The following is a 16,612-nucleotide window of genomic DNA, read 5'->3' on the forward strand; positions in this document are numbered from 1 at the left end:
AGACCGGGTATTGGCCAGCTCGTCGACGAGACGATGGATCTCATTGGTCGAAGTGGAGTACGGATTCGACCACATACTCGGTAAGTTCGCAGAGCAAGGCAAGTGCGGGAAGTACACCAGGAAGGACAAGCTGCTCGATGGCTCGCTTGACACTGCCCCAGCTGGAGCGGCACCTGTTCGCTGCCGCGGACGTGCTCCGCGGCTCGATGGAAGCCTCGGCGTACAAGGAGTACATCTTCGGGATGCTCTTCTTGAAGTACGCCTCCGACCAGTTCGAGGCGGAGCAGCAACAGGTCATCGCCGACCAGCGGGCGCGAGGACGTTCTCAGTCACAGGCGGAGCAGCGAGCAGAGTCCCCATCGTTCTACAAGACCTTCTACGTGCCACAGCGAGCCCGATGGGACCAGATCCGCGATCATCTCCACAAGTCGGTCGGCAGTGGCTTGAACAAGGCCCTTGAGGAGTTGGAGCACAGTAACCGGTCACTCGACGGAGTGCTGCAGCACATCGACTTCAACCGCAAGATCGGCCAGTCGTCGATGTCGGACAAGAAGCTCCGTGAGCTGATTATGCACTTCAATAAGGTGCCGCTGCGTCAGCAGGACTTTGAGTTCCCCGACCTGCTCGGTGCAGCCTACGAGTACTTGATCCGCGACTTCGCCGACTCGGCGGGTAAGAAGGGCGGCGAGTTCTACACCCCACGTGACGTCGTGCGCCTGATGGTGCAGATTGCTGACCCACACCCTGGGATGAGCGTATACGACCCGTGCACTGGATCGGGCGGCATGCTCATCCTGTCCAAGGAGTATGTCGAGGAGTCCGGCGGCGACGGACGAAACCTCGCCCTTGCCGGCCAGGAGAAGGACGGCAGCGTCTGGGCCATCTCCAAGATGAACATGCTCCTGCACGGCATCCCCGATGCGGACCTGCGCAACAACGATGACGGCACCCTCGAAGATCCCGCGCACATCACCGGCGGTGAGCTGCAGCGCTTCGACCGGGTGATCACCAATCCGCCGTTCTCGATGAACTATACCGCTGACGCCATCCCGTTCCCTGAGCGCTTCCGCTACGGCTACACCCCCGAAAAGGGCAAGAGGGCCGACCTAATGTTCGTCCAGCACATGCTGGCGGTCACGCGGCCTGGCGGGATGGTCACAACGGTCATGCCTCATGGCGTGCTGTTTCGCAGTAGCGACGAAGGTCGAATTCGCACTGGTTTCCTGAACGATGATCTGATCGACGCGGTCATCGGTCTCGGCCCGCAGCTTTTCTACGGCACCGGCATCCCCGCCTGCATCCTTGTACTTCGTCCAGTCGGCTCCAAGCCCGCTGAGCGCAGAGGCAAGGTGCTGTTCATCAATGCCGACCGGGACTACCGCGAGGGTAGGGCACAGAACTACCTCGAGCCTGAGCACACTGAGAAGATCGTTTCCGCCTATCGAGCCTTCGCGGACGTGCCGGCTTTCGCTCGCGTCGTGACCCGGGAGGAGCTGGCCGAGAACGACGACAACCTCAACATTCGCCGCTACGTCGACACCACGCCCGAGCCCGAGCCTCAGGACGTTCGGGCTCACCTGCATGGCGGTATCCCGATTCGCGAGATCGAGGCTAAGGCCGAACTTTTCGCCGCTCACGGGCTCAACCCTGCGCACCTCTTCGTGCCGAAGGATGAGACCTATCTTCGGTACGCCGACGTCGTCAACAGCCAGCACGACCTGGGCCGTCTGATCGAGGCAGATGCCGGTGTCACCGCTGCCGAGGCGACCGTGACCTCCGCGATCGAACACTGGTGGAATGTCGAAGAGGATCGCTTCGACAAGCTGCAGTCAGCCGCCGACCTCATCGAGCTTCGCAAAGAGTTCATCGAGACGTTCCGGGTCGCGCTGCAACCGACAGCACTGCTGGACCACTTCGCGGTCAGCGGCGTCATCGCCTCCTGGTGGGGCGTTAGTCTCCCAGACCTCAAAGCCCTTGCCACGCTTGGTTACCGCGGCCTAATCGAGGCCTGGGTTGCCACGGTACTTGACGCGCTTGAGGAGGAAAAGGCCAAGGTCAACCCGCTCGATCACAAGGTCGCCCGGGCGCTGCTGCCCGAGTACCTCGACCAGCTCGCCACTCTTGAGGCTGAGGTGGCTGAGCTGGACTGCACGATCAAGGCGGCCACCGCTTCCGATGACGACGATGATGATGAACCGGCCGAAGACGCTCTCTCGCCAGCAGAAGTCAAAGGACTGAAGGCTAAGCTGACGGCCACCAAGAAGCAACTCAAGGCAGAGAAGGCAGCGCTTGGGTACCGCCTTACCGAGGCGAGCGAGGTACTCGCAGACTCGTCCGCTCGCCAAATCGTGCTCGACGCGATGGAGCATGACCTGCTGGAGGAAGCTCAGGACCGGATCACTCGGCACCGACGAGCTGTGATCACGGCCTTCGAGACGTGGTGGGACAAGTACCAGACTCCGCTCTCAACACTCGAGGAAGCACGAGACGCCGCCGCTGCAAAGCTCGCTGGATTCCTCAAGGAGCTTGGCTATGAGTAGGCCTAAGTGGGCTCATGTCAGGCTTGCGGAATGCATTGCCACGATTAATTCGGGTGTGAGTGTGAACTCAGATGACCGCCCGAGGGGGCCGGGTGAGATTGGAGTCCTCAAGACAAGTGCTGTCAGTGCGGGTTCCTTTAAGGCTGATGAGAATAAGGTTGTCATCAAGAGGGAGCGCTCGCGAGCTACGGAATCGGTACTCGGCGGATCAATCCTGTTTAGTCGGATGAATACTCCGCAGCTGGTGGGAGAATCTTGCTACGTAGAGGCTGACGACCCCTCACTCTTCCTGCCTGATCGCTTGTGGCAGATAAGGGTTGATTCATCGCGCATTGATGCTCGTTGGCTATCGTTTGTCTTGCTGGCACCACGGGTTGCGTCAGAGATCAAGGGTCTTGCAACCGGAACAAGCGGTAGCATGAAGAATATTGCGCGGAGCAGTCTTCTCGGTATTGACATACTACTTCCGCCTATAAGGGAGCAGCGACGCATCGCCGAAACTTTGGTCGCGCTAGACGATCAGATTCAACTGGCCTCGAAAGTTATTGCGAAGCTTGAGCAAGCTGGCCGCGGGCTGATGGAAGATCTGCTGAGTCGTGGAGTAGATATCACTGGTCGTCTTCGACCGGCGGAGTCGTTCGAAACACAGACGAGGGACGACAAGTCATTTCCAGCGAGTTGGATTATCGTCAGACTCGACCAGATCGCGGAGGTCGAGCGAGGCAAGTTCGGCCATCGCCCCAGAAACGATCCGATGTACCTCAATGGACCATTCCCGTTTATCCAGACTGGAGACATCGCTGCAGTGGAAGGCGGAGTGATTCTCGATGCCAGCCAGTCGCTGAGCCACCTCGGTGCAGCGGTGAGCCGCAAGTTTGCAGCTGGGACCATTGCAGTAACTATTGCGGCCAACATCGCGGACACGGCGATGCTCGGACGACCTATGTACTTCCCTGACAGTGTTGTGGGTGTATCGGTCTACGAGCCGCATCGTGCGGAATACGTACAGCTCGTTCTCCGTGCGGCGAAGCCGCGACTCGAATCGAGAGCACCGCAGAGTGCGCAGCGCAACATCAACCTTCAAGATCTGCGTCCACTCGATGTGCCGTTGCCGGATCCAGCCGAACAGAGACGCATCTGCCAGGTGATGAAAGCCCATGCCAATGCGGTGGCGGTTGAGCGTGACGCCCTTGAAAAGCTACTTAAGAAGAAGGCAGCGCTGCTGGATGACCTTCTCTCAGGTCGCGTTCGCGTTCCGCAAGAGGCTATGTCGTGAGCGCGGGCCCGGAGTACACCGAAGTTGAGAAGCCGCTGATGCATCAGCTGGCTGGTCTTAACTGGGCAGTCATTGAGGGTTCGAAGTCGAACCCGGCTGTCACGGAGCGGGGTTCGTTCCGTGGCTCAATCCTTGGGGAACGCCTGCGAGCTGCGCTCCTCAAGATCAACCCTGGGCCGGACGGCGTGCCGTGGCTGGACGATTCTCGTCTTTCCGAGGCGGTCTCGTCGCTGACACGGTCTGGGGTGGGCAAGCTCACCGAGCTTAATGAGCAGATGACTGAGCGCCTTCTCGAGGGTGTGGCGGTGTCAGGTCTGCCGGACTGGGATCAGGGCCGCTCGCAGCGGATCCGATTCATTGACTTCGACCACCCGGAACGAAACGACTTCCTAGCGATCAACCAGTTTCGGGTGGATGAGCCCGGTGGGCAGGCGAAGAAATTCGTCGCGCCTGACGTGGTGTTGTTCGTCAATGGTATCCCGCTGGTCGTAATCGAGTGCAAGAGTCCCTATGTCACCGACCCTATGGCTGAAGGCGTCAACCAGCTGCGGCGGTACGCCAACCAGCGCAACCTCGGTGCGCCCGAGGGCAACGAGCAGTTGTTCTGGACGAACCAGTTCGTCGTCTCGACCTACGGCGACAAAGCCCGGGTTGCGACGTTCACGGCTGGGCCGGAACATTTCCTTGAATGGAAGGACGCAGCACCACTCTCGCGCGATGAACTCGCCAGCCATCTTGGGAAGCCTGCGGCTGAGTTGACGGGGCAGGAGCTGCTGGTTGCGGGGATGCTGACACCGTCCAACCTTCTGGACATCGTCAGGCACTTCACGTTGTTCACCGAAGCGAACGGTCGACGGATCAAGATCGTCGCTCGTTACCAGCAATACCGCGCTGTGGGCCGAGCGCTAGGGCGACTGCGCAGCGGGAAGACCCGCGCGGTGGATGGTGAAAGTGATCGCCGCGGTGGCCTGATCTGGCATACCCAAGGGTCGGGCAAGTCGCTCACGATGGTGTTCTTGGTTCGGGCTATGCGCTCGGACCCGCTACTGCGGGCATTCAAGGTCGTCATCGTGACCGACCGAACCGATCTGGAAAAGCAGCTGTCCGAGACGGCCAAGCTCTCTGGCGAGGGAGTCCAACGCGCGCCGCGCACCAGCAAGCTCAAGACGATTCTGGCGGAGAAGGGTCCGGCCCTCGTCTTCGCGATGATCCAGAAGTACCGCGACACCGATAGCGCCGGGACGAGCGAGACGCAGATGGCCGGCGACGAGAAGACCGAGGCACTCGGTGTGCTCAACACCGACGAGACCATCGTGATACTGGTCGACGAGGCACACCGCTCCCAGACCTCGACCCTGCACGCCAACCTGATGGCCGCACTGCCGAACGCCGCGAAGATCGGCTTCACTGGTACACCGATCATGCGCGAAGGTAAGAAGCGCACCGACGCCATCTTCGGCTCGTTCATCGACAAGTACACGATCCGCCAGGCCGAGCACGACGGTGCTGTGGTCCCGATCTTCTATGAAGGGCGCACCGCCAAGGGCGCGGTGGCTGGTGGTAGTGATCTCGATGAGCTGTTCGAGGACATGTTCGCTGAGCACACAGCCGACGAGGTCGAGAAGCTCAAGGCTCGCTACGCCACAACGGGTGCTGTCCTGGAAGCACCAAACCTAATTGCCGCTAAGGCGAAATCAATGCTCTGGCACTACGTATCGACGGTGCTTCCGGGTGGATTCAAGGCGCAACTCTCTGCGTCAAGCCGTTTGGCAACCGTTCGCTACCGCGAGGCGCTCATAGTCGCCCGCGATGGCCTCGTGGCCCAGATCGAAGCCCTACCCGAGCATCTCATCAGCTGCGCTGCTGACGGAAGCCTCGACATCGACCGTCTAGACCGGCGCAAGCAGGTGCTGATCCGCGCGCTGCCGCACGTCGATCTGATTCGCATCCTTGACTTCGTACCGGTCATCTCCGGCAGCAACAACGACGACCCGACTTGGGCGCAGTGGACTGACAAAACTCGTCAGGACGCAGTGATCGCCGAGTTTAAGAAGCCTCTTGGTGCCGCAGGGGAGCATGCCAGCCCGATCGCTTTCCTCCTCGTCCGCACCATGCTGCTGACTGGTTTCGATGCACCGGTCGAGCAGGCGCTCTATCTCGACCGCTTCATCCAGGATGCCGAGTTGCTGCAGGCTATCGCCCGCGTTAATCGCACGGCTCAAGGGAAGTCGGCCGGCCTGCTGGTCGACTACTTCGGCGTCGGCGCGCATCTCCAAAAGGCGCTTCAGGCCTACGCGCCGGAGGATGCCGAGGACGCCATCGGTGCGCTTGCCTCCATCACCGATGAGGTTCCGAAGCTGCGAGACCGGCACGCACGGGTAGCGGCGGTTTTCGCGCAGGCAGGCATTGAAACATTCGATATGGACGAAGACATCGAGGCTTGCGTCGATGTTCTGTCAGACGAGGCGCTTCGCGCCCGGTTCGGCGTGCTACTCAAACAGTTCCTGACCACCCTGGACACGATTCTGCCACGCCCGGAGGCGCTGCCCTTCGTGGCAGATGCCAAGCGGCTGGGCATCATTCAGAAGTTCGCCCGCCGTCGTTACCGCGACGACGGCATGGGGGACTTCGACGCATCGTTGTATGGCAAAAAGGTCCGCGCTCTGATCGACGAGCACGTCACTGCCCTAGACATCGCGACCAAGATCCCTCCCATTTCGATCACGGCGCCAGACTTTCTGGCAAAAGTTAGGGGTCTCACCTCGGACAAGGCCAAGGCGTCCGAGATGGAGCACGCTCTGCGCTTCCACATCCGGAAGAACTTTGATGAGGACCCGGCCCGGTACACCCGGCTCTCCGAGCGCCTCGACGAGATCCTAAAGACACTCACCGGCAAATGGGAACAGCTCAGCCTTGCCTTGGAAGTATTGCTCGGCGACGCCACGGACGAGTCCAGCGTGTCGCGTGTCCACGACGACCCGCTGGTCGCACGGTTCTATGGCCTGTTGGAGAGCGAGTTCGCCACCGAAGCTCGGCTGCCCGATGAAATTCACGCCGACATCATGCATTTGGCCGAAGAGATCGTTGCACAGGTGACCCTGCATGCTGCCATCGTCCGCTTTTGGCATAACCCTCACGCCCAGGATGAGCTGCGCAAGGAGATCATCCACGCCCTGGACGACCGCGACCTGTTCCCGTTCTCTGAGCAGGCTGCCGTCGCCGACAGACTCATGGAACTCTCCAGAGCTAACCAATCCTTGATCACGCAGCAGATCAACGCGCGGAAGCGCCCATGAGGGCCGCCGTCCTTCATCTTGATGACCTGCGCGTTCCGGTCGAGACGGGCGGTGCCAGCCGGAAGGCCAAACTGACGATCGAGGCCGATGGCTCGTTGCGACTCCGGGCTGCGGAGGACGTCGCCACCGATGAGTTGCGACAGTTCCTGGCCTCCAAGCGTGACTGGGTCTACCGCAAGCTGGCGGAGAAGGAGGTGCTGCAGCATGACCCCGTTACCAAGGAACTAGTCGACGGAGAGGGCTTCCTCTACCTCGGCCGAAGCCACCGCCTGAAGATCTATGATGCCGACGGTGCTGTCCGCCTAGAACGTGGCCGACTCATCCTTCCTCGACTGCTTGTTGAGGCCGGCGAGGCCAGCCTCATCGCGTGGTATCAGCGATGCGGCGACGCGTGGCTACGTCCGCGGGTCAAATCGTGGGCCGAGCGGCTGCGCGTCGAACCGGGAGCGATCGAGGTTGCTGATCTTGGTCATAAGTGGGGTAGTGCCACTGCCGGACGGCTCGTGCGCATCCACTGGGCGGCGCTGCAGCTATCTCCATCGCTAGTTGACTACGTCCTGGCCCATGAGCTTGCTCATCTACGGGAAGCACACCATGGCCCAGACTTCTGGCAACTCCTCGCTCGGGTGATGCCTGACTACGACGAGCGGAAGCAGGAGCTGGCGCAACGGGGTGCTCGCCTTTGGTTCGGAGGCACGTACTGACGGTAACAATCAGCGAGCATCATCTTGGTCGCACCTGTGGTCGCCGCTCCACGCCCCGTCGGATCAGCATTTTCCGTACCGCTCCGGCCGACACCTTAAACAACAGCGCAATCTCCGCCAGCGTCTGTTGCCTATCAACATAGAGTCGTACGACCTCGCGCTCCTGCTCATCGGTGAAGGCATTCTTCGGCCGGATGGCCACCCCTCGCCTGATGAGCTGGCGCCGCACCGTCTGCTCGTGAACATCGAACCGGCGCTTCAGCTCCAGCATCGACGCCCCTGCGACGTACGCACTCTGCGGGTGCCGATAAATCATCCCGCCAGGTCAGGACCTTGATCGTTGATCAGGGGCCGTCTGCGGTCGCTCCGCTCACCCCGGCTGTCTTCACGTGAACAGGGGACGGGCGGAATCATGACCTCCCGTGCTGCTGCGCCTGGCCTACCTCGCCGTGACCAACACCTTCACACTCCTGCGCCGGCTGCCGATGAGCGGTCGGGAAAAGGACATCGAGATCCTGGCGCTGCGGCACCAGCTGCTGGTCCTGCAGCGCCAGGTGGGCAAGCCCGCGTTCACCGATACCGACCGCGTGGTGCTCGCCGGCCTACTCCACCACCTACCGATGGACAAGCTGCGCCAACTCCTGCTGCTCGTAAACCCGGACACGATCCATCGCTGGCACCGCGACCTGCTCAAACGGCGCCACGCCGCGACCTGCGCACCGAAGCGGCGCGGACGCCCGCCCAACGTCCGATCCATCCGCGCCCTGGTCCTTCGCCTGGCACGCGAAAACAGCTCCTGGGGGTACCGCAGAATCCACGGTGAGCTCGCAGCCCTGGGAATCAAGGTCGCCGCCTCCACCGTCCGGGAAATCCTCCGCGAGCACGGCATCCCACCCGATGTCGGCGGCGGCTGAACTCTGGTTCTGGCACACTTTCCGTGCTGGCACAACGGAGCGTTACCACATGCCATCTGGAGCAGCTGTCACACGGCGGAAATACGAGGCTCTGTGCGTATGATGCTCGCTGATGATCATGGAGCCCGTGACGCTCTGTGCCCTGGCGCGGAAAGTGTGCCAGAACCAGGATTCACCCGACGCCGACAGGTGCCGTTTTCCCTGGCCGCGGGCGCTTCCCATGTTTTGCGGCTCCTGCCGGGGACTCGAACCTGCGGCCAAGCCTCCCCGACTACGGCAAGGCGTACGCCCCCGTCGAGGATTCGAACCCGCGCAACGTGAGCCCGCCGCTCCCCCGCCATGGCAGCAGGCCCACGGCCACGCCCAGCCGCTCGGGCCGACACACCGCCCGCAGCAACCGCTCGCCCAAACGCCCGGCTACGGCCCCCCGAAGCCACCGCCCCGGGGATTGACACACCACCACCATTCCTCACCCCCAGCGCCCGCCCACGGGCCGCCAGCGCCCCGAAACCCCCACCCACCCCGCCCCACCGGACCCCCGACCGGATCCCCACCCATCTGACGGACCATCAGCCCGATCCAGCACCGATCCAGCGAGGGTACGGAGAACCAGGGATGACGACAGGTGACGAAACGTCAGCCGATCCAGCACGGATCCAGCAACGGGTACCGCAACGGGGTCAGCCCCCGATCGGGCCGACCCCATCCCACCTGCGCATTTGCCAAATCACCGCACCAACGCTACGGCGGGCACTAGACGTTGAAGCGAAACTCCACCACGTCGCCGTCCTGCTGTCAGGGCCGTTCCTCCTCCAGGAGTTCGACGCACCGGCCCAGCGGTCCGACCAGCGCGTCCCGCTCCTCGTCCGTGAACTCGGCGGCCAGCGCCCGCTCCACCCGTACCGCGCGCGCGTCTGCGTCCGCCATGACGGACCGGCCTTCCGCGGTGAGGCGGGTCTCCAGGATGTTCCTGTGCCAGTCGTGCGGGTGCGTTCGATGAGCCCGCGGTCCTGGAGATTCTTCAGGACCGTGTTCATGGTCGGAGGTGTGACCCCGCACAGGCGGGCCAGGGCGGCGGCCGAGATACCGGTTCTGCGCGAGGTGAAGCAGCGCCGTGTCTCCATGGGCGTACCGGTAAGGAAACAGGACTCGGTCGCACGCCTCGGTCCAGACGGCGACCGCCTTGGCGCGGCGGGTGTCCGGGTTCTTCACGTAGTGGGCCTCGTCGACGACGAGCATCCCCGGCTTCGTGCGGTCGGCCGGGCACGGGCCGGTTCCGTCCGGCGTGGGCAGGGTGTGCAGTAAGTCGAAGGTAGTGATCGCGACGCCGCCACGCTCGCGCCACTCGGCGTACGCGTCGAGCCGGTCGGGGCCGTGCACCGGTAGGGCCCGCAGGGTGCTGCGGTCGCGGACCTCGCGCGTCCAGTTGATCAGCACGCTGGCGGGGCAGACTACCAGGAAGTGTGTGTGCCCCTCCGCCGCGAGATGGGCGAGCGCCGCGATGGCCTGGACCGTCTTGCCGAGCCCCATCTCGTCGCCGAGGACGACCCGGCGCTGTGCCAGCGCGAAACGGGCGCCGAAGGACTGGTAGCCGCGCAGCGAGACCCGGCGGTGCGTGTCGTCGAGCGGCTGGGCGTGGACCCGCTCGACCACCTCCGACGGCAGGCAGCCCTCGCCGGCCGCGACGTCCGGCCGGTGCTCCGAGACCTCGGCGAGCTGGCTGTAGTAATCCGTGGAGCGCAGCTCGAAGGCGACCCAGGCCTCGATGTCGGAGGGAGGCTCGCGCAGCAGGTCGGTGGAGGCCTGACTGAGCGCAGGGGTACGCCCTTGGCGGCCGCGTCGGCAGTCAGCTCGCGGATCTCGGCCGCTGCCGCAAGCGCCCGCTCCCGCCGGTCGCGTCCCATGATTGCCATGCGCAGCCGCCCGCCGACCGGCGGGGCCGCCGGCAACAGCGCGCCGAGCGTGTCGTCCAGCTGCGCGGACGTCGACGGCCCGGCGCAGCTCCGGGCTGGCCTCGACGAGCCTGCGCAGCGCGACGACCAGGGCGGTGGTCCGTGGCTCGGGGTGGTCGACGTCGATCTGTACCGGGACGGTCTCCCCCATCGCCCGCGCGATCTGCCGTGCGGCGGCGAGCGCCCTGTCGGTGGTCTGGGCGCCGACGCCCGGTATCTGCTGCAGCTCGTACCCGCTCCGATCCGCGCACATCCTTCCACGGCGCACTGACAGCCGTGGTTCCCACGGGACGTACGGTCCCCGCCTACTTGACCAGGTGGAAGTCCGGGTGCCGCAGCCCCGCCGCGAGGAACTCGCTGTTTGCGACCTGCCGGTACCACCGGTCACCGCCGCCTGCGTCGTACCCGCCGCCCATGGCCTCCGGCTCGCGACTGGCAGATCCGCCGTCGACCTGCACCTTTGTTCACCCGTCCGGACGACCGCAGGCACGGGAAATTAGTTTGGAGAAACTCCTTGACGCCCATCGCTGCCAGGCAGGCGCAGCCGTTGCTTGCACCTGGCATATATGGCTTTGACCTGCGCCTTCACAAGCTCAAGCGCGGCAGGCGCCGGCCCAAGGGGCTGTGCGCATCGGGGTTACGGGCCAGGGCGCGGAGTGTGGAAGAACCGCCGGGGATGGCACAAAACGGGCCGGAATTCTCCTTACCTGGTGTCAGCACGAAGACGGTCGGCCACCGCAGCGCGCACGCCATGACAGCACCCGCCACCCCGTCCCCCGGGTTCGCACGAACCCAAGAATGCTCGGCCTGCGTCCGCCGTCCGGACAGCCGGATGAGCCCCCGCCAACTCTCCTGTGCACCCAGGGACTTTGAACTCATCTTCGCCACACCCGAACCCCAACTGACCCCGGCTGCAGCAGCCGCTCTGCTGCGACTGCTGCAGCACCACGCCGAGCAAGCTGGCTCTCTGCCCGAAGGCCAGCTATCGATGGACGGCCGCATCAAACCGTCACTGACCGAAGCCAACCCTCTGCCAATCGTCGCCACCAGAAAAGGGGACTCCCATGACGACCGGTGATCATGACCAGGTTCTGCCATGGCTACGCTCCGCCGCCCAGCCAGCGGGCGCACCGGCCACCTCTCTCGCGACGGGGCTGAGATTCGCCTTCTACGGGCGGGTCTCCACCGAAGACCAGCAAGACCCCGAAGCATCCCGCCTGTGGCAATTCGGCCGCGCCCGCCAACTGATCCAACCAACCGGCGGACAGATCGTCGCCGGGTACTTCGACGTCGGGCACACCCGCGCCCTGCCATGGAAACGCCGCCCCCAGGCCGCACTGCTGCTCGCTGCCCTAGCCGACCCGCAACGCGGCTTCGACGCCATCGTCATCGGAGAGCCACAGCGCGCCTTCCACGGCAACCAGTTCGGCAACACCTACCCGCTGTTCATCCACTACGGCGTCACGTTGTGGGTACCCGAGGTAGGCGGGGCGATCGATCCGGACAACGAGGCCCACGACCTGATCATGTCCGTCTTCGGCGGCATGTCCAAGGGCGAACGCAACAGGATCAAGGTCCGGGTCCACTCCGCGATGGCCTCCCAGACCCTCATGGAAGGCCGCTACCTCGGCGGCCGACCACCGTACGGCTACCGCCTCGCCGACCTCGGCCCCCACCCCAACCCCGGCAAAGCCGCCGACGGAAGGCGCCTGCACGGCCTGGAACCCGATCCCGGCTCGTCCCCCGTCGTGGTCCGCATCTTCACCGAATTCCTCGCAGGGCGCGGAATCTTCGCCATCGCCGAGCGACTCACCCGCGACGGCATCCCCAGCCCCTCCGCCCACGACCCGGCGCGCAACCGGCACCGTGACGGCCGCGCCTGGTGCAAAAGCGCGGTACGCGCCATCCTGGCTAACCCCCGCTACACCGGCCACCAAGTATGGAACAAGCAGCACAAACACGAGAGCCTGCTCGACATCGAGGACGTCACCCTCGGCTACACCACCGCCATGCGCTGGAACACCCAGGACAAATGGATCGTCTCAAAAAAGATCGTCCACACCCCACTGATCGACGACACTACGTTCGCCCAGGTCCAGGACATCCTGACCGCCCGGACTCGCACCGGCCCTGCCCACGGGGACAAGCGGACCCGGAACATCTATCTCCTCAGGGGTGCCATCTCGTGCGCCGCATGCGAGCGCAAGATGCAGGGCCACTGGTCCCACGATCAGGCCTACTACCGGTGCCGCTTCCCCCAGGAATACGCCCTCGCCAACCGCGTCCAGCACCCACGGAACGTTTATCTACGCGAGAGCTGGGTCGTCCCACCGCTGGACGCCTGGCTGGGGAAGGTGTTCCTGCCGCATCGTCTCGACGACACCATCGACCTCATGGCCGGCGCCGAACGGCCCTCCAATGGTGAGGCAAGGGCCGCCGAAGCCGCCCACGCGGTGATCGCCGACTGCAACACCAAGCTCGCCACCCACCGCGCTGCCCTCGAAGCCGGAGCCGACCCCGCCCTCGTCACCCAATGGATGGCCGAGACTCAAAGCCGGCGCGTCCGGGCGGAGGCCGAGTTGCGGACCGCGACCCAAGGGCCGGTCGCCCGCATGAGCCGCGACGAGATCGTCCGGCTCGTACGCTCCATCCGTGACCTGGCCACCGTCGTCCAGCAGGCCGAGACCCAGGACAAAGCAGAGATCTACCGCCAGTTCGGGCTTGCCTTCACCTACGACTCCGGAAAGCAAAAAGTGCTGGTTGAAATGAATCTCAACCAGCACTCGCGTGGAGCCCGTGGGCTACCAGTTGGTGTCCGAGGGGGGACTTGAACCCCCACGCCCGATAAAGGGCACTAGCACCTCAAGCTAGCGCGTCTGCCATTCCGCCACCCGGACCAGGTGTGTGTCGTGCGGTTTCCCGCGGCGACATGGATAACGATACCAAGGATTCGGGGTGCCTTTCACCTGTGTATCCGGTGGCTGCGGTTGGTCCGAATGGCGTCACGTGGAGTGATCCCCGCAGGCCGGAGGGGCGGCCTGCGGGGCGGGGCGGCGGGTTAGCCGGGCATGAGGTGGTAGTCCGGGAAGTTGCCGGGGAGGCGCTCGGTGGGGGGGCCGTCGGTGACGGCGTGGACGAGGAGGTCGCCGCCGACGAAGGCGCCGCGCCAGGAGGCGCCGAAGCCGCCGAAGAGTTCGGAGCGGTCGCCTCGGGAGCGGGGTTTGTTGTGGCCGGTTTTGAAGGCGCGGATCTGGGGGGCGAGGCGGGCGTAGGTGGCGGGGTCGTCGGTGGAGAGGGTGGCGACGAGGGCGCCGTTGCTGGCGTTCATGGCGGTGAGGAGTTCGGCCTCGGTGTCGACGAGGACGATGGTGTCGACGGGGCCGAAGGGCTCGGCGTGGTGCAGGGGCGAGGTGGAGGGCGGGTTGAGGAGGGTCACCGGCGGGAGGTAGGCCGAGGTGTCCTGGCCGGGGAGGAGGCGGCCGTCGGCGAGGGTGCCTCGGTGGAGGGGGACGGCGCCCCGGCCGATTGCCTCGCTGACCAGGTCTTCCAGCTCCTTGGCCTTGGCGGCGTTGATGAGCGGGCCGAAGTCGAGCTCCGGGAGGTCGTCCGCCGGGTCGGCGACGGCGAGCGGGTGGCCGAAGCGGACGGATCGTACGGCCGGGAGGTACGCCGCGAGGAAGTCGGCGAAGAGCTCGCGCTGGACGACGAAGCGGGGGTAGGCGGTGCAGCGCTGTTTGGCGTAGTCGAAGGTTTTACGGATGTGGGTGGTCAGGTCCGGCCAGTCGGTGTGGTTCCAGATGCCCCAGGCATTGAGCCCCTCCTGCTCCAGGATGTGGCGTTTGCCCAGGTCGGCGACGGCGGAGGCGACCCGGCCGCCGGCGTCGCGACCGCCGACGAAGGATACGCAGCCGATCTCCGGGGCGGTGACCAGGGACGAGGAGAGTTCGCTGCCGCTGCCGCTGACCAGCGTGATGGGGAGGCCTTCGCGGGCGGCCAGGGCGCAGGCGAGGGTGAGGCAGGCCAGACCGCCGTCGGTGGGGGTCTTGGCGATGACGGCGTTGCCGGCCAGCGCCTGGACGAGCATGGCGTGGACGAGGACGCTCATGGGGTAGTTCCAGCTGGCGATGTTGCTGACGGGGCCGGGGAGCGGGGTGCGGCCCGAGAGCATGGGGTCGATTTCGGCGAGGTACCAGCGCACGCCGTCGATGGCACGGTCGACGTCGGCCTGGGCGAGCCGCCAGGGTTTGCCGATCTCCCAGACCAGCAGCAGCGAGAGCAGCTCGCGGTGCTCGGTCATGGCGTCCAGCGCGGCGCCGACGCGGGCCTTGCGTTCGGCCAGGGGGACGTCGCGCCAGACGCGGTGCTGGTCGAGGGAGGCGCGTACGGCCTGGTGGGCGGTGGTGGCGTCGAGCCGGGGCAGCCCGGCGAGGGGGGTGCCGTCGACGGGTGAGGTGGTCGGCAGGATCCGGCCGTCGGCCTGCCAGCGGGCGTCCCAGAGGTTCAGGACCCGGTCGTGGTGGAATGCCTCGGGAGCGGCTGTCAGACAGCGCTGCCAAGCGTCCATCCAGGCCGTGCCGGGCTTGAGGGTAAGAGTCATGAGTGGTTCTCCGGCTCTCTTCAGGGGCGGAGTTCGGGCGGGGATCACGGGCGAAGCTCGCGCAGCGCACCACTGCGCGTGTAGATGAAGCCGCGCACCACATCGGTGTGGGGCAGCCCTTCGCTCTTACGGAGGCGGGCCATGCAGACATACAGGTCGGTGGCAGGGTCGCTGAGCGCCGCGCAGTCCTCGTGGTGCACCAGGAGGACTTCGCGGGTGCCGCCTCGTGTCTGGCTCAGCTGGAGCGAGTGGAGGGTGTCTCCGGTGACGCAGCCGCCCGCGTTGCGGATCACGTGGGCATCGCCCGGCCGCAGGCCGAACATCGTCTCGACTCCCAGCCGGGCGTCCATACAAGCGACAATAGCGACTCCGGTACGCGGACGCCGCAGCTCCGGGTCCAGTGGGGTGAGGGCAGTGCCGAGCGTGGTCCTGCGGGACAGAAGGCGCTCGGTGCCGGTCATGGCAGCAGCCCGCGTACGAGCCGGGCGGTCTCGGAGGGGGTGCGGCCGACCCGTACGCCCGCTGCCTCCAGGGCCTCCTTCTTGGCCTGCGCGGTGCCGGAGGAGCCGGAGACGATGGCGCCGGCGTGGCCCATGGTGCGGCCTTCGGGGGCGGTGAATCCGGCCACGTAACCGACGACGGGCTTGGTGACGTGTGCGGAGATGTACGCGGCGGCCCGCTCCTCCGCGTCGCCGCCGATCTCGCCGATCATGACGACGATGTCGGTCTCGGGGTCGTCCTCGAAGGCGGCGAGGGCGTCAATGTGGGTGGTGCCGATGACGGGGTCACCGCCGATCCCGACGGCGGTGGAGAAGCCGAGGTCGCGCAGCTCGTACATGAGCTGGTAGGTGAGCGTGCCGGACTTGGAGACGAGGCCGATGCGGCCGGCGGTGGTGATGTCTGCGGGGATGATGCCCGCGTTGGACCGGCCGGGGCTGATCAGGCCGGGGCAGTTGGGGCCGATGATGCGGGTGCCGGAGGCGGCCGCACGGTCGCGGAAGGAAACGGTGTCGCGGACGGGGACGCCTTCGGTGATGACGACGGCCAGGGCGATCCCGGCGTCGGCCGCCTCGTCGACGGCGTCCTTGACAAAGGGCGGGGGTACGAAGACGACAGTGACGTCCGCGCCGGTGGCGCCGATCGCCTCCTTGACCGACCCGAAGACCGGCACCGTACGTCCCTCGAAGATGACGGAGGTGCCGGCCTTGCGCGGGTTGACGCCGCCGACGATCGCGGTGCCGGCGGCGAGCATGCGGCGGGTGTGCTTCATGCCCTCGGCGCCGGTCATGCCCTGGACGATGACCCTGCTGTGCTGGTCGAGGAAGATCGCCAT

The 16,612-nt window shown here is 65.2% G+C and carries 11 protein-coding genes, 1 tRNA gene and 2 pseudogenes; 6 read left to right on the forward strand and 8 right to left on the reverse strand.

The window, feature by feature from the left end:
• Positions 1–146: 146 nt before the first annotated feature.
• Genes FCI23_RS07200 through FCI23_RS07215 form a run of 4 tightly spaced genes read left to right on the forward strand, consistent with a single transcriptional unit; the run spans position 147 to position 7,816 of the window.
• Entirely contained in the window at positions 147–2,540 is a 2,394-nt protein-coding gene (locus tag FCI23_RS07200) for a type I restriction-modification system subunit M (protein ID WP_407645938.1), read from the forward strand.
• Positions 2,533–3,816 (forward strand): restriction endonuclease subunit S, encoded by a 1,284-nt coding sequence (locus FCI23_RS07205; protein ID WP_136722617.1) that lies wholly within the window; start codon positions 2,533–2,535, stop codon positions 3,814–3,816. Before FCI23_RS07200 ends, FCI23_RS07205 begins: the two co-directional genes overlap by 8 nt.
• Complete coding sequence (locus FCI23_RS07210) at positions 3,813–7,112, forward strand: type I restriction endonuclease subunit R (RefSeq protein ID WP_136722618.1); 3,300 nt, start codon at positions 3,813–3,815, stop codon at positions 7,110–7,112. The genes FCI23_RS07205 and FCI23_RS07210 overlap by 4 nt, the downstream gene beginning before the upstream one ends.
• On the forward strand, positions 7,109–7,816 hold the full coding sequence (locus tag FCI23_RS07215) for a YgjP family zinc-dependent metalloprotease (RefSeq protein ID WP_136722619.1): 708 nt from the start codon (positions 7,109–7,111) through the stop codon (positions 7,814–7,816). Before FCI23_RS07210 ends, FCI23_RS07215 begins: the two co-directional genes overlap by 4 nt.
• Positions 7,817–7,835: 19 nt before the next feature.
• On the opposite strand, the gene FCI23_RS07220 is transcribed toward FCI23_RS07215, so the two are convergent.
• Positions 7,836–8,087, reverse strand: a complete 252-nt coding sequence (locus tag FCI23_RS07220; protein WP_169316711.1) for a sigma factor-like helix-turn-helix DNA-binding protein — start codon at positions 8,085–8,087, stop codon at positions 7,836–7,838.
• Positions 8,088–8,238: 151 nt separating this feature from the next.
• Here FCI23_RS07220 and FCI23_RS07225 point away from each other — a divergent pair.
• Positions 8,239–8,712: pseudogene (locus tag FCI23_RS07225) on the forward strand (helix-turn-helix domain-containing protein); the annotation flags it as partial.
• A gap of 698 nt (positions 8,713–9,410) precedes the next feature.
• Here the strand turns inward: FCI23_RS07225 and FCI23_RS63615 are convergent.
• The 3 genes and pseudogenes from FCI23_RS63615 to FCI23_RS56220 all read right to left on the reverse strand — a co-directional run bounded on the left by FCI23_RS63615 (position 9,411) and on the right by FCI23_RS56220 (position 11,140).
• On the reverse strand, positions 9,411–9,854 hold the full coding sequence (locus FCI23_RS63615; protein WP_246143518.1) for a MarR family transcriptional regulator: 444 nt from the start codon (positions 9,852–9,854) through the stop codon (positions 9,411–9,413).
• A pseudogene (locus FCI23_RS07235) lies at positions 9,843–10,914 on the reverse strand (SNF2-related protein); the annotation flags it as partial. The gene FCI23_RS63615 and the pseudogene FCI23_RS07235, both read right to left, overlap by 12 nt.
• A gap of 73 nt (positions 10,915–10,987) precedes the next feature.
• The gene (locus tag FCI23_RS56220; protein ID WP_169316712.1) at positions 10,988–11,140 is read right to left on the reverse strand and encodes a DUF6368 family protein; all 153 of its coding nucleotides are present in this window, start codon (positions 11,138–11,140) and stop codon (positions 10,988–10,990) included.
• A 606-nt stretch (positions 11,141–11,746) separates the two neighbouring features.
• Between FCI23_RS56220 and FCI23_RS07240 the strand changes: the two genes are divergently transcribed.
• Complete coding sequence (locus FCI23_RS07240; protein ID WP_136722621.1) at positions 11,747–13,513, forward strand: recombinase family protein; 1,767 nt, start codon at positions 11,747–11,749, stop codon at positions 13,511–13,513.
• On the opposite strand, the gene FCI23_RS07245 is transcribed toward FCI23_RS07240, so the two are convergent.
• The 4 genes from FCI23_RS07245 to sucD form a co-directional block, all read right to left on the reverse strand.
• Positions 13,492–13,579, reverse strand: a tRNA-Leu gene (locus tag FCI23_RS07245). The genes FCI23_RS07240 and FCI23_RS07245 overlap by 22 nt on opposite strands.
• A gap of 161 nt (positions 13,580–13,740) precedes the next feature.
• Positions 13,741–15,279: an aldehyde dehydrogenase family protein gene (locus tag FCI23_RS07250; protein WP_136722622.1), complete on the reverse strand. Its 1,539-nt coding sequence runs from the start codon at positions 15,277–15,279 to the stop codon at positions 13,741–13,743.
• A gap of 44 nt (positions 15,280–15,323) precedes the next feature.
• The gene (locus tag FCI23_RS07255) at positions 15,324–15,740 is read right to left on the reverse strand and encodes a carbonic anhydrase (RefSeq protein WP_136722623.1); all 417 of its coding nucleotides are present in this window, start codon (positions 15,738–15,740) and stop codon (positions 15,324–15,326) included.
• On the reverse strand, positions 15,737–16,612 hold the full coding sequence (gene sucD, locus FCI23_RS07260) for a succinate--CoA ligase subunit alpha (RefSeq protein ID WP_136722624.1): 876 nt from the start codon (positions 16,610–16,612) through the stop codon (positions 15,737–15,739). The genes FCI23_RS07255 and sucD overlap by 4 nt, the downstream gene beginning before the upstream one ends.

The organism is Actinacidiphila oryziradicis, from assembly GCF_005047355.1.
Lineage (GTDB): Bacteria > Actinomycetota > Actinomycetes > Streptomycetales > Streptomycetaceae > Actinacidiphila > Actinacidiphila oryziradicis.